The sequence below is a fragment of the Microbacterium sp. genome (assembly GCF_047607225.1).
GTDB lineage: Bacteria > Actinomycetota > Actinomycetes > Actinomycetales > Microbacteriaceae > Microbacterium.
This window is the reverse complement of the sequence record NZ_JASGDO010000014.1, coordinates 1-17660: the sequence shown is the minus strand read 5'-3', so window position 1 is coordinate 17660 and position 17660 is coordinate 1. Positions and strand designations below refer to the sequence as shown.

Genomic DNA, 17660 nt, shown 5'->3' with positions numbered 1-17660 from the left:
CGCTGGCCGCTCCGGCCGAGCGCGCGCGTCCCACGGGGCCGCTGCGCAGCCGCGTCGCCTTCGCCGCCGCCCACGTCGTCCCGCTCGTGTCGGGCGACAACACGCCGGGCCGGCCCGCCGAGATCGACTGGGAATCGACCCTCGCCTTCCGCCGACACGTCTACTCGTGGGGACTGGGCGTGGCCGACGCCATGGACACCGCCCAGCGGAACATGGGGCTCGACGCTGCCGCCACCCGAGAGCTGATCGCCCGCTCGGCGGCGGTCGCCCGGGAAGAGGGCGGCGCGGTGGTCGTCGGGGTCAACACCGACCATGTCGACGCCGAGCACCTCACGCTGCCCGAGGTCGTCGACGCCTACCGGGCCCAGCTCCACTTCGCCGAGGAGCAGGGCGCGGGGCCGGTGCTCATGGCGTCCCGTCACCTCGCGCGCGCCGCGGAGTCGGCCGAGGACTACCGCCGGGTGTACCGCGACGTGCTGTCGGCAGCCTCCGCCCCGGTCGTGCTGCACTGGCTCGGCACGGCGTTCGATCCGCAGCTGGCGGGGTACTTCGGCTCCGACGACTGGCGTGCTGCGGCCGAGGTGCTGCTGCAGGTGATCGCCGAGAGTCCCGGCAAGGTGGCGGGGGTCAAGATGAGCCTGCTCGATGCGGAGTCGGAGGTCTCAGTGCGCGAGCGCTTGCCCGAGGGGGTACGCATGTTCACGGGCGACGACTTCAACTACGTCGGGCTCATCGGCGGAAGCGAGGTGCCGGAGGCCCCCCAGCCGCCCCGCGACCCGTCGTCTGCCCGCCAGCACTCCGACGCCCTCCTCGGCGCCTTCGCCGCGATCGCCCCGGTCGCCTCCGCGGCGATCCAGGCGCTGGACGAAGGTCGTCCCGACCGCTACCTCGCGATCCTCGGTCCCACCGAGGAGCTCAGTCGTCAGGTGTTCGCGGCGCCGACCTTCTACTACAAGACGGGTGTCGCCTTCCTGTCGTGGCTGAACGGCCACCAGGCGGCGTTCCAGATGGTGGGCGGGCTGCACTCGGCGCGGAGCCTCCCGCACCTGTCGCGGATCGTGGAGCTTGCGAACGCCTCGGGTGCGCTGGAGGATCCGGGCCTCGCCGCCGCGCGGTGGACGGCGATGCTCCGCCTGAACGGGGTCGACGCATGACCGCTCCCGATCCGCGCCTGTCGATCAACCAGGCGACGATCAAGCGCGCAGATCTCGCCACCGCCCTGCGGGTCACGGCCGAGGCGGGCATCGAGGCGATCGGACTGTGGCGGGAGCCGGTGCAGGAGGTCGGCCTCGCCGAGGCGGCCCGCATGCTCGCCGGATCGGGACTGCGGTTCACGACCCACTGCCGCTCCGGGTTCTTCACGATGCCCGAAGGCTCCGCCCGGCGTGCCTCGATCGATGACAACCGACGGGCGATCGACGAGACGGCGACCCTCGCTGCAGCGGGAGCCCCCGGCTCCACCGCGGTGCTCGTGCTCGTCGCCGGCGGCCTTCCGGAGGGATCCCGCGATCTCGCGGGCGCCCGCGCCCGGGTGCGCGATGCGATCGGCGAGCTGGCCCCCGATGCCAGAGCTGCCGGAGTGACGCTCGCGATCGAGCCGCTGCATCCGATGTACGCGTCGGACCGTTGCGTCGTCTCGACGCTCGGTCAGGCTCTCGATATCGCGGCCGACTTCGATCCCGCGGTCGTCGGAGCCGCTGTCGACACCTTCCACATCTGGTGGGATCCCGACGTGCTCCCGGCCATCGCTCGCGCGGGCCGGGAAGGCCGGATCGCGACCTATCAGGTGTGCGACTGGAAGACCCCGCTCCCGGCCGACGTGCTGCTGTCGCGCCACTACCCCGGCGACGGGGTGATCGACCTCGGCAGCCTCACGCGCGCCCTCGTCGCGACGGGATACGACCGCGACATCGAGGTGGAGATCTTCCACGAGGAGATCTGGGACACCGACCCGTCCGAGGCGCTCCGGCGCACGGCCGCGGGCTTCGCCGCCGCCGTCTCCCCCCACCTCCCGCCGATCGCGGGCCGCGGTGCGGGCACGGCGCCGACGAGCACCCCCCTAGAATCACGAGCATGACCGACGACGCCTCCGCTGTTCCGCGCGTGGGTGCGGTGACTCTCGACGACGTCGCACGCGAGGCGGGTGTGTCGCTGGCGACGGCGTCACGGGCGCTCAACGGCTCCACGCGGAAGGTCGCGGACTCCTACCGTGAGCGGGTCGAGGCGGCCGCGGCGCGACTGGGGTACACGGCGAACCTCTCGGCGCAGGCGACGGCACGCGGCACCTCGGCCATCATCGCGCTCCTGGTGGCCGACATCGCCGACCCGTACTTCGGTCAGATCGCCTCCGGTGTCGCCCGCGGCGCCGACGAAGCCGGGCTGATCGTGACCGTGGCCATCACCGAGCGCGATCCCGAACGCGAGGTCCGCCTGGTCCGGGCGCTCCGCGGGCAGCGGCCGCGGGGGCTGATCCTGGCCGCGTCGCGCTCGTCGTCGGAGCTCTCGCGCGAGCTCGCCGCCGAGATCGACCTCGTCTCGGCCGCGGGAGGCCGCGTCGTCGCGCTCGGTGCCGACGTGCCCGGCGTCCGGACGGTGACCCTCGACAACCGGGGCGGTGCGGAGGCGCTCGGCGCCGCGCTCGCCGACCGGGGATATCGGGAGGGCGTCGTGCTGGCTGCGGCAGAAGGCACCATCACCTCCGACGACCGCGTGGCCGGCTTCGTCGCCGGGTTCACGGCGGGGGGCGGCACAGCGCCCCGCATTCTGCGCGGGACCTTCAGCCGCGACTCCGGGCACGAGCTCATGACGCAGGCGCTGTCGGAGGGGATCGCCCCCGGCACCGTCGTGTTCGGTATCAGCGACGTGGTGGCCATCGGAGCCCTCGCCGCCCTCCGCGCGGCCGGTCGGAACGTCGGCGGCGACGTCGCGCTCGCCGGCTTCGACGACATCCCCACCGGCCGCGACGTCTCGCCCGCGCTCACGACGGTGCGCATCCCTCTCGAAGACGTGGGCTACCGGGCCTTCCGCGCGGCGACCGACGCCGATTGGACGGGCGAGTCGGAGACGCTGCGCCTCGAGGTGCTGCTGCGGGAGAGCACCCCGCCGCGATCGGCGACGCCGTCGCGATGACGCGCGTCGTCCTCGCCCTCGACAGCTTCAAGGGCTCCCTCGGCGCGGCTGCCGCCGTCGCTGCTCTGGCCGGGGGATGGCGCGAGGCCGACCCGTCGGTCGCCATCCTCGCGCGACCCATGGCTGACGGCGGGGAGGGGACGCTGGACGCCTTCGCGTCGGCGGTCTCCGATGCGGAGCGGGTTCCCGTCGCCGTCCGTGGCCCGCACGGGCGCACGGTGGCCGCCTCGTGGCTGCTGCTTCCCGCCGCCCCCGTCTCGCCGCCTTCCCCGGGCGCGACGGAGCCTGGCGCGGGCCAGCGGGTCGGTGTGGTGGAGCTGGCCGCGACGAGCGGGATCGAGCTGCTCGGGGGCGACCTCCGGCCGTGGGACGCCGACACCGTCGGGTTCGGTCAGGCGATCGCTGCGGCCCTGGACCGCGGTGTCGATCGCCTCGTCGTCGGGATCGGCTCGTCGGCGTCGACCGACGGCGGAGCCGGGATGCTGACGGCGCTGGGCGCGCGAGTTCTGGACGCCGCCGGGGCGCCGGTGCCGCCCGGTGCCCGCGGATTGCGCGAGGCCGCTTCGCTCGACCTGTCCGGACTGCGCCCGCTTCCGCCCGGCGGAGTGACGGTGCTCACCGACGTCACCCACGTCCTCGCCGGGCCGGAGGGCGCCGCCGCCGTGTTCGGCCCGCAGAAGGGCCTCGGTCCGGCCGACGTGCCGCTCGTGGATGCCGCCCTCGCGCGATGGGCCGACCTCCTCCGTGCGTATCCGAGGTTGTCGGGTGCCGATCCCGACCTTCCGGGCGCGGGAGCGGCGGGAGGCACGGGGCTGGCGCTCGCGGCGTGGGGCGCGCTCTTGCGGCCGGGTGCCGACGACGTGGCCCGCCTCGTCGGGCTCGATGAGGCGATCGCCTCCGCCGACGTCGTGGTCACGGGGGAGGGAGCGTTCGACGGTCAGTCGGCGGCGGGCAAGGTGCCCGGCCTGGTCGCCGCGCGGGCGGCATCCGCGGGCGTGCCCGTCGCCCTCGTGGCGGGGCGGATCGACCCCGCGGCGGACGTGTCCTCCTTCGCCGCAACGGTGTCGCTCACAGAGCGCGCCGGTGGTGCGCGCGAGTCCCTCGCCGACCCCGCCCGCTGGCTGCACGAGGCCGGCCGCGACCTCGGCCGCCTCTCCGCCTAGCCCGCCCCGGCGGGAGCGAGCACGACCAGCTCTCGCGTCGCGCGGGTCATGGCGACGTAGCGATCGACGGCGCCGGTGAGCCCCGCACCCAGTCGGTCGGGGTCCACGAGCACGACGAGGTCGAACTCGAGCCCCTTGGCCTCCCACGGCGAGAGGGAGCGGACGCGGGGGTGCGCGTCGCGCGGCTCGCCGCCGACGACGACGGCGATTCCTTCCTCGTTCCGGGCGAGCCATTCCTCGAGCACGGCGTCGAGCTCTTCCACCGCTCCGGTGCGCACGGGGATGCCCGTCTCGCGCACCGAGACCGGCACGTTGGCGCCGGGAAGCGCGGCGCGGATGACGGGAGCGGCGACCTCCATCACCTCCGCGGGAGTCCGGTAGTTGATCGTCAGCTCGGCGCGCGTCGCGCGTTCCAGGCCCACGCGCGAGAGCCGCTGCTCCCACGACTCCGGGAACCCCTCGCGCGCCTGGGCCCGGTCTCCGACCACCGTCACGCTCCGCGAGGGGCACCGCCGCAGCAGCATGCGCCACTGCGCATCGGTCAGCTCCTGCGCCTCGTCGATGATGAGGTGGGCGAACGTGCCGGTCGCCGCATCCGCGACAGGCGCTCCCGCATCGTCGGCCAGCAGGCTGTTCTCGGCGTCTTGGCCGGTGAGGATCGACATCAGTTTGAGGTCGCTGTCGTCGGCGGCGACGAGGTCTTCCACGACGCGGGCGCGCACCTCCCGCTCCGCCGCTTGCGACGCCGCGTGGCGATGGCGACGACGGACCTCCTCGGGATCGCCGATCCGGGCGCGTGCCTCGTCGAGGAGGGGGAGGTCGGCCGTCGTCCACGCAGCCGGGTCGGGGCGGCGCAGGAGCGCACGTTCCGCGTCGGTGAGGAACTGTGCGCACTCCTGAAGGTACGACGGCACGCGGTACAGGTCCGCCACGACGCGGGCGGGATCGAGGATCGGCCAGGCGCGGCGGAACGCGCGGCCCAGCCCCTCGTCGCGGGCCAGGGCCCGGTGCACCCGGACGAGATCGCCGTCGACATCGCCGTGCTCGTCCACGAGGATGTCGAGGAGCTCCTCCCACACCTGGTCGCGGGCATCGTTGTGGGGGAGGGTGCGGTCGGCGGCGGCGAAGGCGTCGGCCCAGTGCTGCGGGGTCACCCAGAGGTCGCGCCACGGCGTCTCCACGAGGAGCGGCCCCGTCGGCGGCTGCTCGTACACGCGGACAGCCGGCTCGACGGCGTCCAGCAGGCGCGCGTCGCCCTTGAGCCGAGCGACACGCGGATCCTCCTCCGTGCCTGCGGTCGCACCTTCCGGAACGAGGTCGCCCGGGGTGCACAGCAGCACGCCCTCCTCGCCGAGGCTCGGAAGGACGTCCTCCACGTACGCCAGGTACGGGGTGTGCGGGCCCACGACGAGGATCCCGCCCTTGCCCGGCCCCAGCCGCGGATCGGCGTACTGGAGGTAGGCGGCGCGGTGCAGGGCGACGACGGTCTTGCCCGTTCCCGGCCCGCCGTCGACGACGAGCGCGCCGGCCGCGGGCGCCCGGATGATGGCGTCCTGATCGGACTGGATCGTCCCCAGCACGTCACGCATCCGCGACGACCGGGTGGCGCCGAGGCTCGCGATGAACGCGGACTGGTCATCGGGGGAGAGGTCGGCGGTGGCCTCGCCGTCGAAGATCTCGTCGCCGTAGTCGACGACCGCCCCTCCGCGCCACCGATAGCGTCGCCGGCTGCGCACACCGTGCCGGTGGGCGAGCGTCGCCGCGAAGAAGGGCTCGGCGGCCGGTGTCCGCCAATCCACGAGCAGCACCTCTGCGTCATCCCCGCTGATGCCGAACCGCCCGATGTACTGGACAGACCCGTCGTCGTGGACGAGCCTGCCGAGACACGCGTCGATGTCGAAGCGTCGGAGGATCCGTAGCCGCGCCGTCATCCGGTGCACGGCCAGGTCGCGCTCCAGGGCCGCCTCGCCGTGTCGCGCCGGGGTGCGCAGCAGCTCGGCACGGCGACGCTCGAGGTCGTCGCGCTCGTGCGCCAGGGCGGCCGAGATGGCGGCGAACTGCCGCTCGTCGGCCGCGATGCGCGCGGGGGTGGCCTTGTCGGACAGGTGGGGCGGAAGAGCGAACACGGGTCTCCTCATCAGCGGGCGGCCGACCAGTATCCGCCCCGCGGGGGCCCTTGCCGCAAGCCCCCGCCCCCGCGATATCCTGGAGGTGGCAGGCGGAGTCGCTCTCAGCGATCGCGGTAGGCCTCCGCCACCCACCGGGCGAACGACTCCCACGGCGGTGCCCCCTCGCCCACCGCGAGGATGTGCGCACACAGCCGTGCGTCGGCGCGGAACCACTCCCCGCCCACGCGGAGGTCGGCGAACTCCCGATGACGTTGCTGCTCGAGGTCGCGCCCGCCGCGCTCGAAGGCGAGGAGCTCCTCATGGCGCACCGCGGCCAGACGCTGCCGTGGCCGGTGCGACGTGCCGATCTTGATGCGTTCCCGCCAGCGGACGTAGTAGACGATGTCGATGCGCGGCGGCGGCAGGTCCGGATCGGGGGCGTCGCCCACTCGCCACCCGCACGCGGCACATCGCCACCCGTCATGTCCGCGGGAGCCCCGCGGGGCTCCGCAGAGCAGGCACGGCGCCGGGAGGAGATCGTCGGGGGCCACGAGCGCGATGCTAGGCGCCGCCACCGACGTCGGCCCGCATCCTCAGTGGGGTGATACCAGACGCGCGGGCCCGGCGTCAATGGGGCGACCCCGCTCGGGATGATCCCCTACCGTGGGGTACGCAACATCAGGTGGGACAGGGTCGAGCAGGCGGTGTTTCGGGTCACCGTTCTTCTCCCCGCCTCACCGGAGAAGGTCCCGGCTGATCGGCTTCGGCCCGGGGCCTTCTCCCGTTCCGGCGCGATTCTCCGGATACCAACGAGGCTCTGCATCCGTGCCCGGGTCACCGCATCGTGTCGAGGATCCCGGTGAGGTGCGCGAACGTCGTCCGCGGGTTGAGGATCGCGAACCGGGCATTCGTGCGTCCGGCGTGGCTGGACGGGGTGACGAAGGCGTGCTGCTCGTCCAACAGCCGGTTCGACCACGCGACGTAGTCCGCCTTCTCCCAGCCAACGCGCTCGAAGACGACGACGCCGAGCTGCGGACGACGCACGAGCCGCACCTCCGGCCGCGCCTCGATCTCCGCGGCGATCTGCTGCGCCAGCTCGAGCGACGCCGTGATGGCATCGCGATACACGGCGGCGCCATACGTCGCGAGCGAGAACCACAGCGGCAGTCCCCGCGGGCGGCGCGTGAGGTGCGCGGCGAAGTCCGAGGGGCTCCAGTCGCTCGTCTCGGTGAGGGTGTCGAGGTACTCCGCGTGCTGGGTGTGTGCGCGACGCCCGAGCTCGGGATCGCGATAGATCAGCGCGCACGCGTCGAACGGGGCGAAGAGCCACTTGTGCGGATCGACCACGAGGGAGTCGGCGTGCTCGACGCCCGCGAAACGGTCCCGCGCACGAGGGCTCAGCATGGCCGCGAGCCCATAGGCGCCGTCGACATGGAGCCAGACTCCGTGGGCGCGCGTCACCGCCGCGATGCCGGCGAGATCGTCGACGATCCCGAAGTTCGTCGATCCCGCCGTCGCCACGACGGCGAACACGCTGTCGCCGTGCGCCTCCAGCGCCTCGCGCACCGCGTCGCCCCGCAGCACCCCGCCGGCGTCGGGGGTCACCGTCACGACGTCGACGTCCATCACGCGCGCCGCGGAGGCGATCGAGGAGTGCGCCTCCGCGCTGCAGACGATCCGCCAGCGGTCGGGACGCGCGCCGGCGTCCGCCGCGGCGTGCCGGGCGGCCACGAGCGCGGAGAGGTTCCCCAGCGTGCCGCCCTGGACGAACGCCCCGCCGGCCCCCGTCGGCAGCCCGAACTCCGCCGCCAGCCAGCGCAGCACCTCGTTCTCGGCGTGCACCGCCCCCGCCCCCTCCAGCCACGACCCGCCGTAGAGGGCGCTCGCCGAGACGACGACGTCGAAGGCGGCCGCCGCCTTCGAGGGTGCCGAGGGGATGAAGGAGAGGTATCGCGGATCGTCGGTCGTGATGCAGGCGGGGGCCAGGACGTGCTCGAACACCCCGATCGCCTTGCGGGCGCCGATCCCCTCCTCGTCGATCGTGCGCCCGGCCAGGCGCGCCAGCTCCGCGGCCGGCAGCGGCTTGTCGAGCGGAGTGTCCTCGGAGAGCAGACGCCGGCGGGAGTAGTCCAGCACGAGGTCGACGATCGCACGCGTCTCGTCGGTCACGTCGTGCATGCGGGCGGAGTCGGTCATCGGTGGTCTCCTGAGCGGGACGGCGGAGCGAGGGGCGGCGTGAGCGGAGGTGCGACGCGGCGAGGGGCGGTGGCCTCGACCGCGACCGCCAGGCGCAGCAGGGCGTTGTCATCGTAGGCGCGTCCGGCAAGGGTCAGCCCCACCGGCATGTGGATGTCGGGGAGCATCGCCAAGGGGACGGTCACCGTCGGGATGCCCAGGTGCCGAATGGCGAGGTTTCCGTTGGCGATCCAGGTGCCGTTTCGCCACCCGAGGTCGGCGGAGGCCGGCACGACATCCATGTCGGCGGGGGCGATGTCGGCCACGGCGGGAAAAACGACGGCGTCGAGGGCGAGCTCGTCCATCCACTTCTCCAGGTCGACCCGCCGGGTCTCCTCGAGCCCGCGCAGTCCGTCGGCGAGCTCAGGCATGTCGTCGAGGGTCGCGTGCGGATGGTCGCGCACCCATCGCGGGTAATCGGCGATGTCGTCGTCGAACCCGGTGTACCGGTCGGGGAGGGCACCGGGCGGGTGCGGGAAGATCCGATCGCCGTCGACGTCGGCGAGGCTCGACAGGTGCGGATCCCCGTTGGCGGCGAGGAAGTCCTGCCACGCCCAGGCGGAGAGATCGAGGATCTCACGCCGGAGGAAGGCGGGAGAGACGAGTCCGCGCGTACGGATCGTGGGGGCGCCGCGGCGGTCCCCCTCGTACCTGCTCACGACGGGGAAGTCGACCTCGACGATCTCCGCGCCGGCCGCCTCGAGCCCCCGCCGGAGCGCCCGCCAGGCCGCGAGGATCGTGGGCCGCGTGATGATCGCCTGCCCGGTGGGGCCGCCGATCCCGGTTCCCGTGCCCGCCTCCGGGTCGGCGCTGAGATACATGCGGGGCACGCCGAGCCGGCGCCCGGCGAGCGTCGCCCCGTCGGCCAGGTCGCGGTACGAGGTCGGGCGCACCGAGGAGGCCGCGGGGAGGGGCACCCAGGGCTGCACCCGCCAGAAGTCGCCCCGCGGGTCGTGGTCGTCGGCCACCACGACGTCGAGCACTTCGAGGAGATCGGCCATCGTGCGGGTGTGGGGCACGACGACGTCCATCGTGGGAACGAGCGGCCAGTTGCCCCGCACCGAGATGACGCCCCGCGACGGCGTGTAGGCGCACAGGCCGTTGTGCGAGGCCGGTCCGCGGCCGCTGGACCACGTCTCCTCGCCGAGTCCGAAGGCGGCGAAACTGGCCGCGGTAGCCGTTCCTGAGCCGTTGGAGGACCCGGACGCGAACGGTGCGGTGAGAAAAGCCGGGTTGTAGGGGCTCTCGGCCCGGCCGTAGAGGCCGCGTTGCATGCCGCCGTTCGCCATCGGCGGCATGTTCGTCAAGCCCAGGCAGATCGCACCGCCGCCGCGCAGGCGCTCGATCGTGAAGGCGTCGCGCTGCGCCACGAGGTCGGCGAAGGCGGGCGATCCGGCCGCGGCGGTGAGGCCGGCGACGAGGTAGCTGTCCTTCGCGGTGTACGGGATCCCCTCCAGCGGCCCGCGCGCGTGTCCGCGGGCGCGCCGCTCGTCGCTGGCCTGGGCCTCGGCACGCGCCGCGGGGTTGCGGACGACGACGGAACGGAGGGCAGTCGCGGTGTCCGGACCGTCGTACGCGTCGATCCGTGCCAGGTAGGCGTCGACGAGATCCACGCAGAGCGCGTCGCCCGACTCCAGCGCCCCGCGGAGCTCGGCGATCGACGCCTCGACGACGTCGATCATGCGCGGACGGGCGCGGGCACGCGCGGTTGCTGCTGGGTGATGCAGTGGATCCCGCCGCCGCGCGCGAAGATCGGCCGCGCGTCGACGGTGACCACTTCCCGGCCGGGGTAGACCTCGGCGAGGATCGCGGCGGCGCGGGCATCGGCATCCGGTTCCCCGAAGCCGCACGCGATGACACCGCCATCGACGACGAGGTGATTGACGTAGCTCCAGTCGACCACGCCCTCGTCGTCGCGCAGGGTGGCGGGGGCGGGGAGGTCGACGATCTCGAATCGTCGTCCGGCCGCATCGGTCTGCGCCGACAGCACCTCCCGGAGCTCGCGGGTCACGGCATGGTCGGGGTGGGCCGGGTCTTGCTGGTCGTGGAGGAGCAGGCGGCCGGGCGAAGGGATCGTCGCGACGATGTCGACGTGCCCATTCGTGCCGAAGTCGTCGTAGTCGCGGGTGAGTCCGCGGGGGAGCCAGACGGCCGTCGTCGCGCCGATCGTGCGGGCCATCTCCGCCTCGACCCGCGCCTTGTCGGCGTAGGGATTGCGGCGCGGGTCGAGCTGAACGGTCTCGGTGAGCAGCACCGTGCCCTCCCCGTCGACGTGGATGCCGCCGCCCTCGTTGACGAGCGTCGAGCTGACGAGCTGGGCGCCCGCGGCCGCCGCGACGAGGCGGGCGTGCGCGGCCGACTTCTGCCACTGTGCCCACGCCGGCGCTCCCCAGCCGTTGAAGATCCAGTCGACCGCGCCGAGCGCCCCCGACGTGTCGTCGACGACGAAGGTGGGGCCGGAGTCGCGCATCCAGAACTCGTCCACCGGCGCCTCCAAGAGCGTGATCTCGCCGGGGAGCATCCGCCGAGCACGCGCGGACTCGGCCGGATCGACGACCATCGTCACGGGCTCGAAGCGGGCGACCGCCACGGCGACGGCCGTCCACGCCGCATATCCCTCCTCGCGGAGCGCGGCGGTGTCGCCGAGCGTCTCGCCCTCGGCGGGGAAGGTCATCCAGGTGCGCTCGTGTGGTGCGGTCTCTGCGGGCATGCGCCAAGCCATCGCGGTCTCCTCGGGGGTGCGCTACCTTGTTGATCGAGCGATCAATAGCAGGGAGCGTATCGAGCGATGGATGCCGCGTCAACCGATCAGCCGCACGACGGTGCTCGTACGCGTGTGCGGAAGACACCGGACGAGCGGCGCGCCGAGGTGGCGGAGGCGGCGCGGGCGATCGCGCGGGAGCAGGGCCTCGACACGCTGACGCTGCGGGCCGTGGCCGCGCACATGGGGGTCACCCCCGGACTGGTCGCGCACTACATCCCGAGCATGGACGACCTGGTGGCCGACGCCTTCGGCGGTCTCGTCGCCGAGGAGCTCTCCGACGTCGTGGCACTGATCTCCCAGGTCGAGGCGCCGCGGGAGCGTCTCGCGCTCCTCCTCGACACGCTCCTGGACGGCAGCCGGACCGACATCACGCAGGTGTGGGTGCAGGGATGGGCGATGGGTGCGCGCAACGAGGCACTCGCCGCGCGCGTGCGCACCGAGATGGACGACTGGCAGGCGGCGATCGCCGCCGAGATCCGGCGCGGCATGGACAGCGGCGTCTTCGGGCCGGGAGACGCCGCCGCCACGGCGGGGCACCTGCTGGCGATGATCGACGGGCTCAACGCCCACTCGATCGTGCGCTGGACCGCCGTCCCGCAGCCCTCGCGGCTCCTCGACCTCCTGCTGTAACCCTCACCCCCTCGTCCCGCCCTCACCTCCCCCACGGTCTCGGCCACGCTCACGTGGCGCAACACACCGCTATCCGCGGGGCGGAGCAGCGTGTTGCGCCACCTTTGCAGGCGAGAGGTCCGTCCCACGGGTCAGTGGCGGCCCGAGACCACGTCGGCGATCCGGGCCACGGGCGAGGTGCGGGCTCCGCCGCGCGACTCCTGCCGGTCGGCCAGGTGGTAGGCGGCATACAGCCCGTGCACGGCCAGCCAGCGCAGCGGCTCCGGCTCCCAGCGCCGGGCTCGGTGCCCCACCCAGGGGAGCGTCGTCCGCTCCGTCTCCCGGCCCAGCACGAGGTCGGCGAGGGTGCGCCCGGCGAGGTTCGTCGTGGCCACCCCGGTGCCGACGTAACCGCCGGCCCACCCGATCCCCGTGCCGCGGTCGAGACCGACCGTCGCTGACCAGTCGCGGGGAACCCCCAGCACTCCTGCCCACGCGTGATCCACCGGCACGCGCGCCGCCGCGGGGAAGAACGAGCGCAGGAGGGCGGTGAGGTTCTCGATCGTCCGGGTCTGCGTGCGGCCGTCGGAGTCGACGCGCGACCCGTAACGGTAGGGCACTCCGCGTCCGCCGAAGGCGATGCGGTCGTCGGCCGTGCGCTGGGCGTACATGTACACGTGCGCGCCATCGCCGAGCGTCGCGGCGCCTTCCCACCCGATCTCGTCCCAGGCCTCCGCCGGCAGAGGAGCCGTCACGATCATCGACGAGTTCATCGGCAGCCACGTGCGGTGCTCGCCGGCGAGGTCCGGAGTGAACCCCTCCGTCGCGCGCAGGATGTGCTCGGCGCGCACGACGCCACGATCGGTCACCGCCCGCCCGGGTTCGATCGCCAGGACCGTGGTGTCCTCGTAGATCCGGACACCGCGCCGCTCCACCGCCGCCGCGAGGCCGTGCACGAGCTTGGCGGGGTGCAGGCGCGCGCAGTGGGGGTGCCAGACCGAGCCGGTCGCCCCCGCCACGCGAACGTGCGCGGCCGTCTCGTCCGCGTCCCAGAGCCTCACGTCGGTGTGGGGCCACGTCGTCTCTTCGGCGAAGAAGGCACGCAGCCGAGCCCACTGCGCGGCATTGCGGGCGACGGTGAGCTCTCCGCCCTTGCGGATGTCGGCGTCGATCCCTTCGTCGCGGGCGACGCGGATCACCTCGTCCACCGTCTCGTTCATGGCCCGCTGCTGACGCGATCCGCCCTCGCGACCATATCCCTCCCGACCGCCGGTGACGGAGTTCGTGAGCCACCCGCCGTTGCGTCCCGAGGCGCCGAATCCGGCGAACCGCCGCTCCAGCACGGCGATGCGCAGGTCGGGCTGCAGGGCGGCCAGATAGTAGGCCGCCCAGAGCCCCGTGTAGCCGGCGCCGACGATCGCGACGTCGACCTGCACGTCTCCAGGAAGCGGCGGACGGCTCGGCGGGAGGCCGATCTGCTGCCACCAGTGTGAGACGCCCCCGTTGCCCGTCATCGGCGGCTGCTCCTCAGCCTCGTGCCGCGTCGTCGGCGACCTCGAGTGCAGCATCGATGATGTCGAGCCCGCGGACGAGGTCGTCCTCCGAGATCACGAGGGGCGGAGCCACGTGCACGCGGTTGAAGTGGGTGAACGGCCACAGCCCCGCCTTCTTGCAGGCAGCCGCGAACGCCGTCATCGGGGCCGCGTCGGCTCCGGCGGCGTTGAACGGGACGAGCGGCTCCCGGGTGTCGCGGTCGCGGACCAGCTCGATCGCCCAGAACAGTCCGCGTCCGCGCACGTCGCCCACCGAGGGATGCCTCTGCGCCATCTCCGCCAACCGCGGCGCCACGACGCGCTCGCCGAGATCACGCACCCGGTTCAGGATTCCGTCGCGCGCGAAGACCTCGAACGTCGCCACGCCCGGCGCGCACGCCAGGGGATGCCCGGAGTAGGTGAGACCGCCGGGGAAGGGCACGGTGTCGAAGTGGGCGGCGATCCGGTCGGAGATCACGACGCCTCCGAGCGGCACGTACCCCGAGTTGACCCCCTTCGCGAAGGTGATGAGGTCGGGGACGACATCGAAAGCCTGGAAGGCGAACCACTCGCCGATGCGTCCGAATCCGACCATGACCTCGTCGGCGATGTAGAGGATGCCGTACTTGTCGCAGAGGGCGCGGACCCCGGGAAGGTACCCCGGCGGCGGGACGAGCACGCCGTTCGTGCCGACCACCGTCTCCAGGATGATCGCCCCGATCGTGGAGGCGCCTTCGAGCACGATCGTCTGCTCCAGGTGGGCGAGCGCACGCTCTGTCTCCTGCTCCGGGCTCTCGGAGTGGAAGGGCGACCGGTACGCGTACGGCCCGAAGAAGTGGACGACGGAGGCGTCGGCCGGTTCGTTCGGCCAGCGCCGCGGGTCACCGGTGAGGGTGATCGCGGTCGCGGTGTTGCCGTGGTAGCTCCGGTACATCGCGAGCACCTTGCGCTTGCCGGTGACCAGGCGCGCCATCCGTACCGCGTTCTCGTTCGCGTCCGCGCCGCCGTTCGTGAAGAACACCTTCGACATGCCCTCCGGCGCCACCTCGGAGATCCGGCGGGCGAGATCGCCCCGCACGTCGTTGGCCATCGACGGCTGGATGGTGGCGAGCCTGCCCGCCTGCTCCTGGATCGCGGCGACGAGGTCGGGGTGCTGGTGGCCGAGGTTGAGATTGACCAGCTGCGACGAGAAGTCGAGGTAGTGCCGGCCGCTGTAGTCCCAGAACGTGGCGCCCGTGCCCCCCGCGACGGGGAGCGGATCGATGAGGGCCTGTGCGCTCCAGGAGTGGAACACGTGGCCGCGGTCGTCGGCGCGCACGCGGGCGTCGGTCGTCGCGGCATCGGGGGTGAGGGTGTCGAGGGTGGTCATCGTGTGCTCCGGATCGTGCGGGGACAGGCGTCGGGAGTTCTGGGGTCAGGAGTTCTGGGGGAAGCCGAGGTTGATTCCGCCGTGTGCACCGTCGCCGCGCGTCGCGGGATCGATCCATCGCGCCGTGACCGCCTTCTCGCGAGTGAAGAAGTCGAATCCGTGCGCGCCGTAGGCCTTGGCGTCGCCGAACAGCGACTGCTTCCAGCCGCCGAACGAGTGGTAGGCGACGGGGACCGGGATCGGCACGTTGATGCCGATCATCCCCACCTGCACCTCGTGCTGGAAGCGCCGGGCGGCACCGCCGTCGTTCGTGAAGATCGCTGTGCCGTTGCCGAAGCGGCCCGAGTTGATGAGGTCGACCCCCGCCTGGAACGACGGCACGCGGACGACCGACAGCACCGGTCCGAAGATCTCCTCCGTGTAGGCCCGCGAGGACGTGGGCACTCGGTCGAGCAGAGTGGGGCCGAAGAAGAAGCCGTCTTCGTGCCCGTCGACGGTGAGGCCACGACCGTCCACGACGATCTCGGCGCCGTCGCGCTCGGCGATGTCGACGTACTCGGACACCTTGTCTCGATGGGCGCGGGTGATCAGCGGCCCCATGTCGGGCTCGCCCGCGTCATCCCCTGCGCCGTTGCCGATCCGCAACCGGGCGATCCGTTCCCGGATCTTGGCCACGAGGGCATCGGCGACCGGGTCGACGGCGAGCACCACCGAGATCGCCATGCAGCGCTCGCCCGCAGCGCCGTAGCCCGCGTTGACGGCCTGGTCGGCGACGAGATCGAGGTCGGCGTCGGGAAGGACCAGCATGTGGTTCTTGGCTCCGCCGAGCGCCTGCACGCGCTTGCCGGTGCGGGCGGCGTTCTCGTAGATGTACTGCGCGATCGGGGTGGAGCCGACGAAGGAGATCGCCTGCACGACGGGCGAGTCGAGGAGGCCGTCGACGGCTTCCTTGTCGCCCTGCAGCACCGTGAACACGCCGTCGGGGAGCCCCGCCTCCTTCCAGAGCCGCGCCAGCCACAGGGCCGCGGACGGATCCTTCTCGCTCGGCTTGAGGATCACGGCGTTGCCGGCGGCGATCGCGATCGGGAAGAACCACATGGGCACCATGGCGGGGAAGTTGAAGGGCGAGATGATCCCGACCACCCCGAGGGGCTGGCGCAGCGAGTACACGTCGATGCCGTTCGACGCGCTCTCGGAGTAGGCGCCCCGGACGAGGCTCGGGAACCCGCAGGCGAGTTCGACGACCTCCTGACCGCGGAGGATCTCGCCCATCGCATCGGAGCCGACCTTTCCGTGCTCGGCCGTGATCAACTGCGCGAGTTCGCCCTTGCGCGCGTGGAGGAGCTCACGGAAGGCGAACAGCACCGCCTGGCGCTTGGCGATCGACGTGTCGCGCCACTGCGCGAAGCCCCGTTCGGCGGAGGCGATCGCGGCGGCGATCTCCGAGGCGTCGGCCAAGGCCACGCGACCGGTCTCGGCCCCGGTCGCCGGATTGAACACGGGGGCGGTGCGCCCACTCGTCGACACGGACTCGGCGCCGTCGATCCAGTGGCTGATGATCCGCTCGTCCGTCATGGGAACCCTTCGGTCTCGGAGCGATGTCGGACAGATCGTACGATCATCGCCTAGTCTGAGATTCCCAGTTTTGCAGAGCGGAAGAGGGGTGCCGAGTGCCTGACCGTCGCGAAGAATCTCCGATCCAGACGGAACGTCCGATCCCGCACGAGAGTCTTCCGACCGTCCGCGAGGTGCTCGCCCTGGAAGCGGTCGAGGCGGGCCATCCCGAGGTGCTCGTCGGCGGTGCGGCGCTGGACGCCCGCGTGCGCTGGGTGCACGCGTCCGACAGCGGCGGGGTCGCGCGGCTCCTCGACGGCGGCGAGCTGCTGCTGTCGACCGGCTCGGCGTGGCCGGAGGAGCCGGCGCAGCTGCGCGCCTTCGTGGTCTCGCTCGTGCAGGCCGGAATCGCGGCGCTGATCCTGGAGCTCGGAACGCACTACCGCTATGCCCCCGCCGTGGTGGTCGAGGCGGCGCGCGAGCAGGGGATGGCCCTCGTGGTCCTCCGGCGCGAGGTGAAGTTCGTCGCGGTCACCGAGGCCGTCCACCGCCGGATCATCGCCGACCAGAATGCTGCTCTCCGCGCGCGCGATGACGTGCGCGCCCGGTTCACGGCGCTCGCTCTGCGGGGGTCTCCCGCCGACTACATCGTCCACCAGCTCGCGCAGACGCTTTCCGCCCCCGTCGTCCTCGAGTCCCTCGCGCACGACGTGATCGTCGCCGAGGTGCCGGTCTCGCGCGAGGAGGAGATCCTGGCGCGGTGGGAGGTGCGCTCGCGCCTCGCCCACCGCCGGGATCCGGGGGACTGGCTCATCGTGCCGGTGGAGGCGCGCGGGGTGCGCTGGGGGTACCTCGTCGCCCTTCCGGGCCCGGCCCATCCCGCGGGGCGGGCCGCCGTGCTCGAGCAGGGGGCGATCGCCCTCGCCCTCGGACGGCTGACAGATGGCGCGGTCGACGAGTGGGCGCGCATCGGCCAGAGACGGCTCGTCGACGGGCTCCTCGCGGGAAGGTTCGCCGGGCATGCCGATGCTGCCGCGCGTCTGGAGGCGGCGGGGCTCCCGCTCGACGGCGCGCGGCTGTACGGGATGGTGGTCACGGGCGACGAGGTCGAGCCGGCCGCGGCCGACGCGGCCGCGGGGGTCTTCGGCGGCCGGGCCCTCGTGGGCACCTTGCCCGCCGGGGTGGCGACGGGGCCGG

At 72.9% G+C, this 17660-nt stretch carries 14 protein-coding genes; 6 read left to right on the top strand and 8 right to left on the bottom strand.

Annotated features, from left to right (window positions below; genetic code table 11):
* Positions 1-2: 2 nt before the first annotated feature.
* From QM591_RS01895 to QM591_RS01880, 4 genes are read left to right on the top strand one after another with little or no spacing between them, the layout of a single operon-like run.
* Complete coding sequence (locus QM591_RS01895) at positions 3-1154, top strand: DUF993 family protein (RefSeq protein WP_415129046.1); 1152 nt, start codon at positions 3-5, stop codon at positions 1152-1154.
* Complete coding sequence (locus tag QM591_RS01890) at positions 1151-2077, top strand: sugar phosphate isomerase/epimerase family protein (protein ID WP_415129044.1); 927 nt, start codon at positions 1151-1153, stop codon at positions 2075-2077. The genes QM591_RS01895 and QM591_RS01890 overlap by 4 nt, the downstream gene beginning before the upstream one ends.
* On the top strand, positions 2074-3129 hold the full coding sequence (locus QM591_RS01885; RefSeq protein ID WP_415129042.1) for a LacI family DNA-binding transcriptional regulator: 1056 nt from the start codon (positions 2074-2076) through the stop codon (positions 3127-3129). Before QM591_RS01890 ends, QM591_RS01885 begins: the two co-directional genes overlap by 4 nt.
* Positions 3126-4292: a glycerate kinase gene (locus tag QM591_RS01880; RefSeq protein ID WP_415129040.1), complete on the top strand. Its 1167-nt coding sequence runs from the start codon at positions 3126-3128 to the stop codon at positions 4290-4292. The genes QM591_RS01885 and QM591_RS01880 overlap by 4 nt, the downstream gene beginning before the upstream one ends.
* Here the strand turns inward: QM591_RS01880 and helR are convergent.
* The 5 genes from helR to QM591_RS01855 all read right to left on the bottom strand — a co-directional run bounded on the left by helR (position 4289) and on the right by QM591_RS01855 (position 11357).
* A complete protein-coding gene (gene helR / locus QM591_RS01875) occupies positions 4289-6418 on the bottom strand; it encodes an RNA polymerase recycling motor ATPase HelR (RefSeq protein WP_415129038.1) in 2130 nt (709 codons plus the stop codon). The two genes, QM591_RS01880 and helR, sit on opposite strands and share 4 nt — an antisense overlap.
* A gap of 104 nt (positions 6419-6522) precedes the next feature.
* Positions 6523-6951, bottom strand: coding sequence for a GIY-YIG nuclease family protein (locus QM591_RS01870; RefSeq protein ID WP_415129036.1), 429 nt, complete (start codon positions 6949-6951; stop codon positions 6523-6525).
* A gap of 283 nt (positions 6952-7234) precedes the next feature.
* A complete protein-coding gene (locus tag QM591_RS01865) occupies positions 7235-8596 on the bottom strand; it encodes a pyridoxal phosphate-dependent decarboxylase family protein (protein WP_415129034.1) in 1362 nt (453 codons plus the stop codon).
* Positions 8593-10317, bottom strand: coding sequence for an amidase (locus tag QM591_RS01860; protein WP_415129021.1), 1725 nt, complete (start codon positions 10315-10317; stop codon positions 8593-8595). Before QM591_RS01860 ends, QM591_RS01865 begins: the two co-directional genes overlap by 4 nt.
* Complete coding sequence (locus QM591_RS01855; protein ID WP_415129018.1) at positions 10314-11357, bottom strand: agmatine deiminase family protein; 1044 nt, start codon at positions 11355-11357, stop codon at positions 10314-10316. The genes QM591_RS01860 and QM591_RS01855 overlap by 4 nt, the downstream gene beginning before the upstream one ends.
* Positions 11358-11423: 66 nt before the next feature.
* On the opposite strand from QM591_RS01855, the gene QM591_RS01850 reads away from it, so the two are divergent.
* Complete coding sequence (locus QM591_RS01850) at positions 11424-12029, top strand: TetR family transcriptional regulator C-terminal domain-containing protein (RefSeq protein WP_415129016.1); 606 nt, start codon at positions 11424-11426, stop codon at positions 12027-12029.
* A 131-nt stretch (positions 12030-12160) separates the two neighbouring features.
* Here the strand turns inward: QM591_RS01850 and QM591_RS01845 are convergent, their stop codons facing one another.
* The 3 genes from QM591_RS01845 to QM591_RS01835 are packed head-to-tail and all read right to left on the bottom strand — an operon-like array spanning position 12161 to position 16484.
* Complete coding sequence (locus QM591_RS01845) at positions 12161-13522, bottom strand: NAD(P)/FAD-dependent oxidoreductase (RefSeq protein WP_415129014.1); 1362 nt, start codon at positions 13520-13522, stop codon at positions 12161-12163.
* Positions 13523-13535: 13 nt separating this feature from the next.
* Complete coding sequence (locus tag QM591_RS01840) at positions 13536-14909, bottom strand: aspartate aminotransferase family protein (RefSeq protein WP_415129012.1); 1374 nt, start codon at positions 14907-14909, stop codon at positions 13536-13538.
* A gap of 45 nt (positions 14910-14954) precedes the next feature.
* Positions 14955-16484 (bottom strand): CoA-acylating methylmalonate-semialdehyde dehydrogenase, encoded by a 1530-nt coding sequence (locus QM591_RS01835; RefSeq protein ID WP_415129010.1) that lies wholly within the window; start codon positions 16482-16484, stop codon positions 14955-14957.
* A 95-nt stretch (positions 16485-16579) separates the two neighbouring features.
* On the opposite strand from QM591_RS01835, the gene QM591_RS01830 reads away from it, so the two are divergent.
* Positions 16580-17660 (top strand): PucR family transcriptional regulator ligand-binding domain-containing protein (locus tag QM591_RS01830; protein ID WP_415129008.1); only part of this gene is annotated, 1081 nt, incomplete at its 3' end.

Excerpts from the sequence above, each read along its gene's own strand:
- QM591_RS01890 (WP_415129044.1), top strand. The coding sequence starts at position 1,151 with ATGACCGCTCCCGATCCGCGCCTGTCGATCAACCAGGCGACGATCAAG.
- QM591_RS01885 (WP_415129042.1), top strand. The coding sequence starts at position 2,074 with ATGACCGACGACGCCTCCGCTGTTCCGCGCGTGGGTGCGGTGACTCTC.
- QM591_RS01880 (WP_415129040.1), top strand. The coding sequence starts at position 3,126 with ATGACGCGCGTCGTCCTCGCCCTCGACAGCTTCAAGGGCTCCCTCGGC.
- QM591_RS01865 (WP_415129034.1), bottom strand. The coding sequence starts at position 8,596 with ATGACCGACTCCGCCCGCATGCACGACGTGACCGACGAGACGCGTGCG.
- QM591_RS01860 (WP_415129021.1), bottom strand. The coding sequence starts at position 10,317 with ATGATCGACGTCGTCGAGGCGTCGATCGCCGAGCTCCGCGGGGCGCTG.
- QM591_RS01855 (WP_415129018.1), bottom strand. The coding sequence starts at position 11,357 with ATGGCTTGGCGCATGCCCGCAGAGACCGCACCACACGAGCGCACCTGG.
- QM591_RS01850 (WP_415129016.1), top strand. The coding sequence starts at position 11,424 with ATGGATGCCGCGTCAACCGATCAGCCGCACGACGGTGCTCGTACGCGT.
- QM591_RS01845 (WP_415129014.1), bottom strand. The coding sequence starts at position 13,522 with ATGACGGGCAACGGGGGCGTCTCACACTGGTGGCAGCAGATCGGCCTC.
- QM591_RS01840 (WP_415129012.1), bottom strand. The coding sequence starts at position 14,909 with ATGACCACCCTCGACACCCTCACCCCCGATGCCGCGACGACCGACGCC.
- QM591_RS01835 (WP_415129010.1), bottom strand. The coding sequence starts at position 16,484 with ATGACGGACGAGCGGATCATCAGCCACTGGATCGACGGCGCCGAGTCC.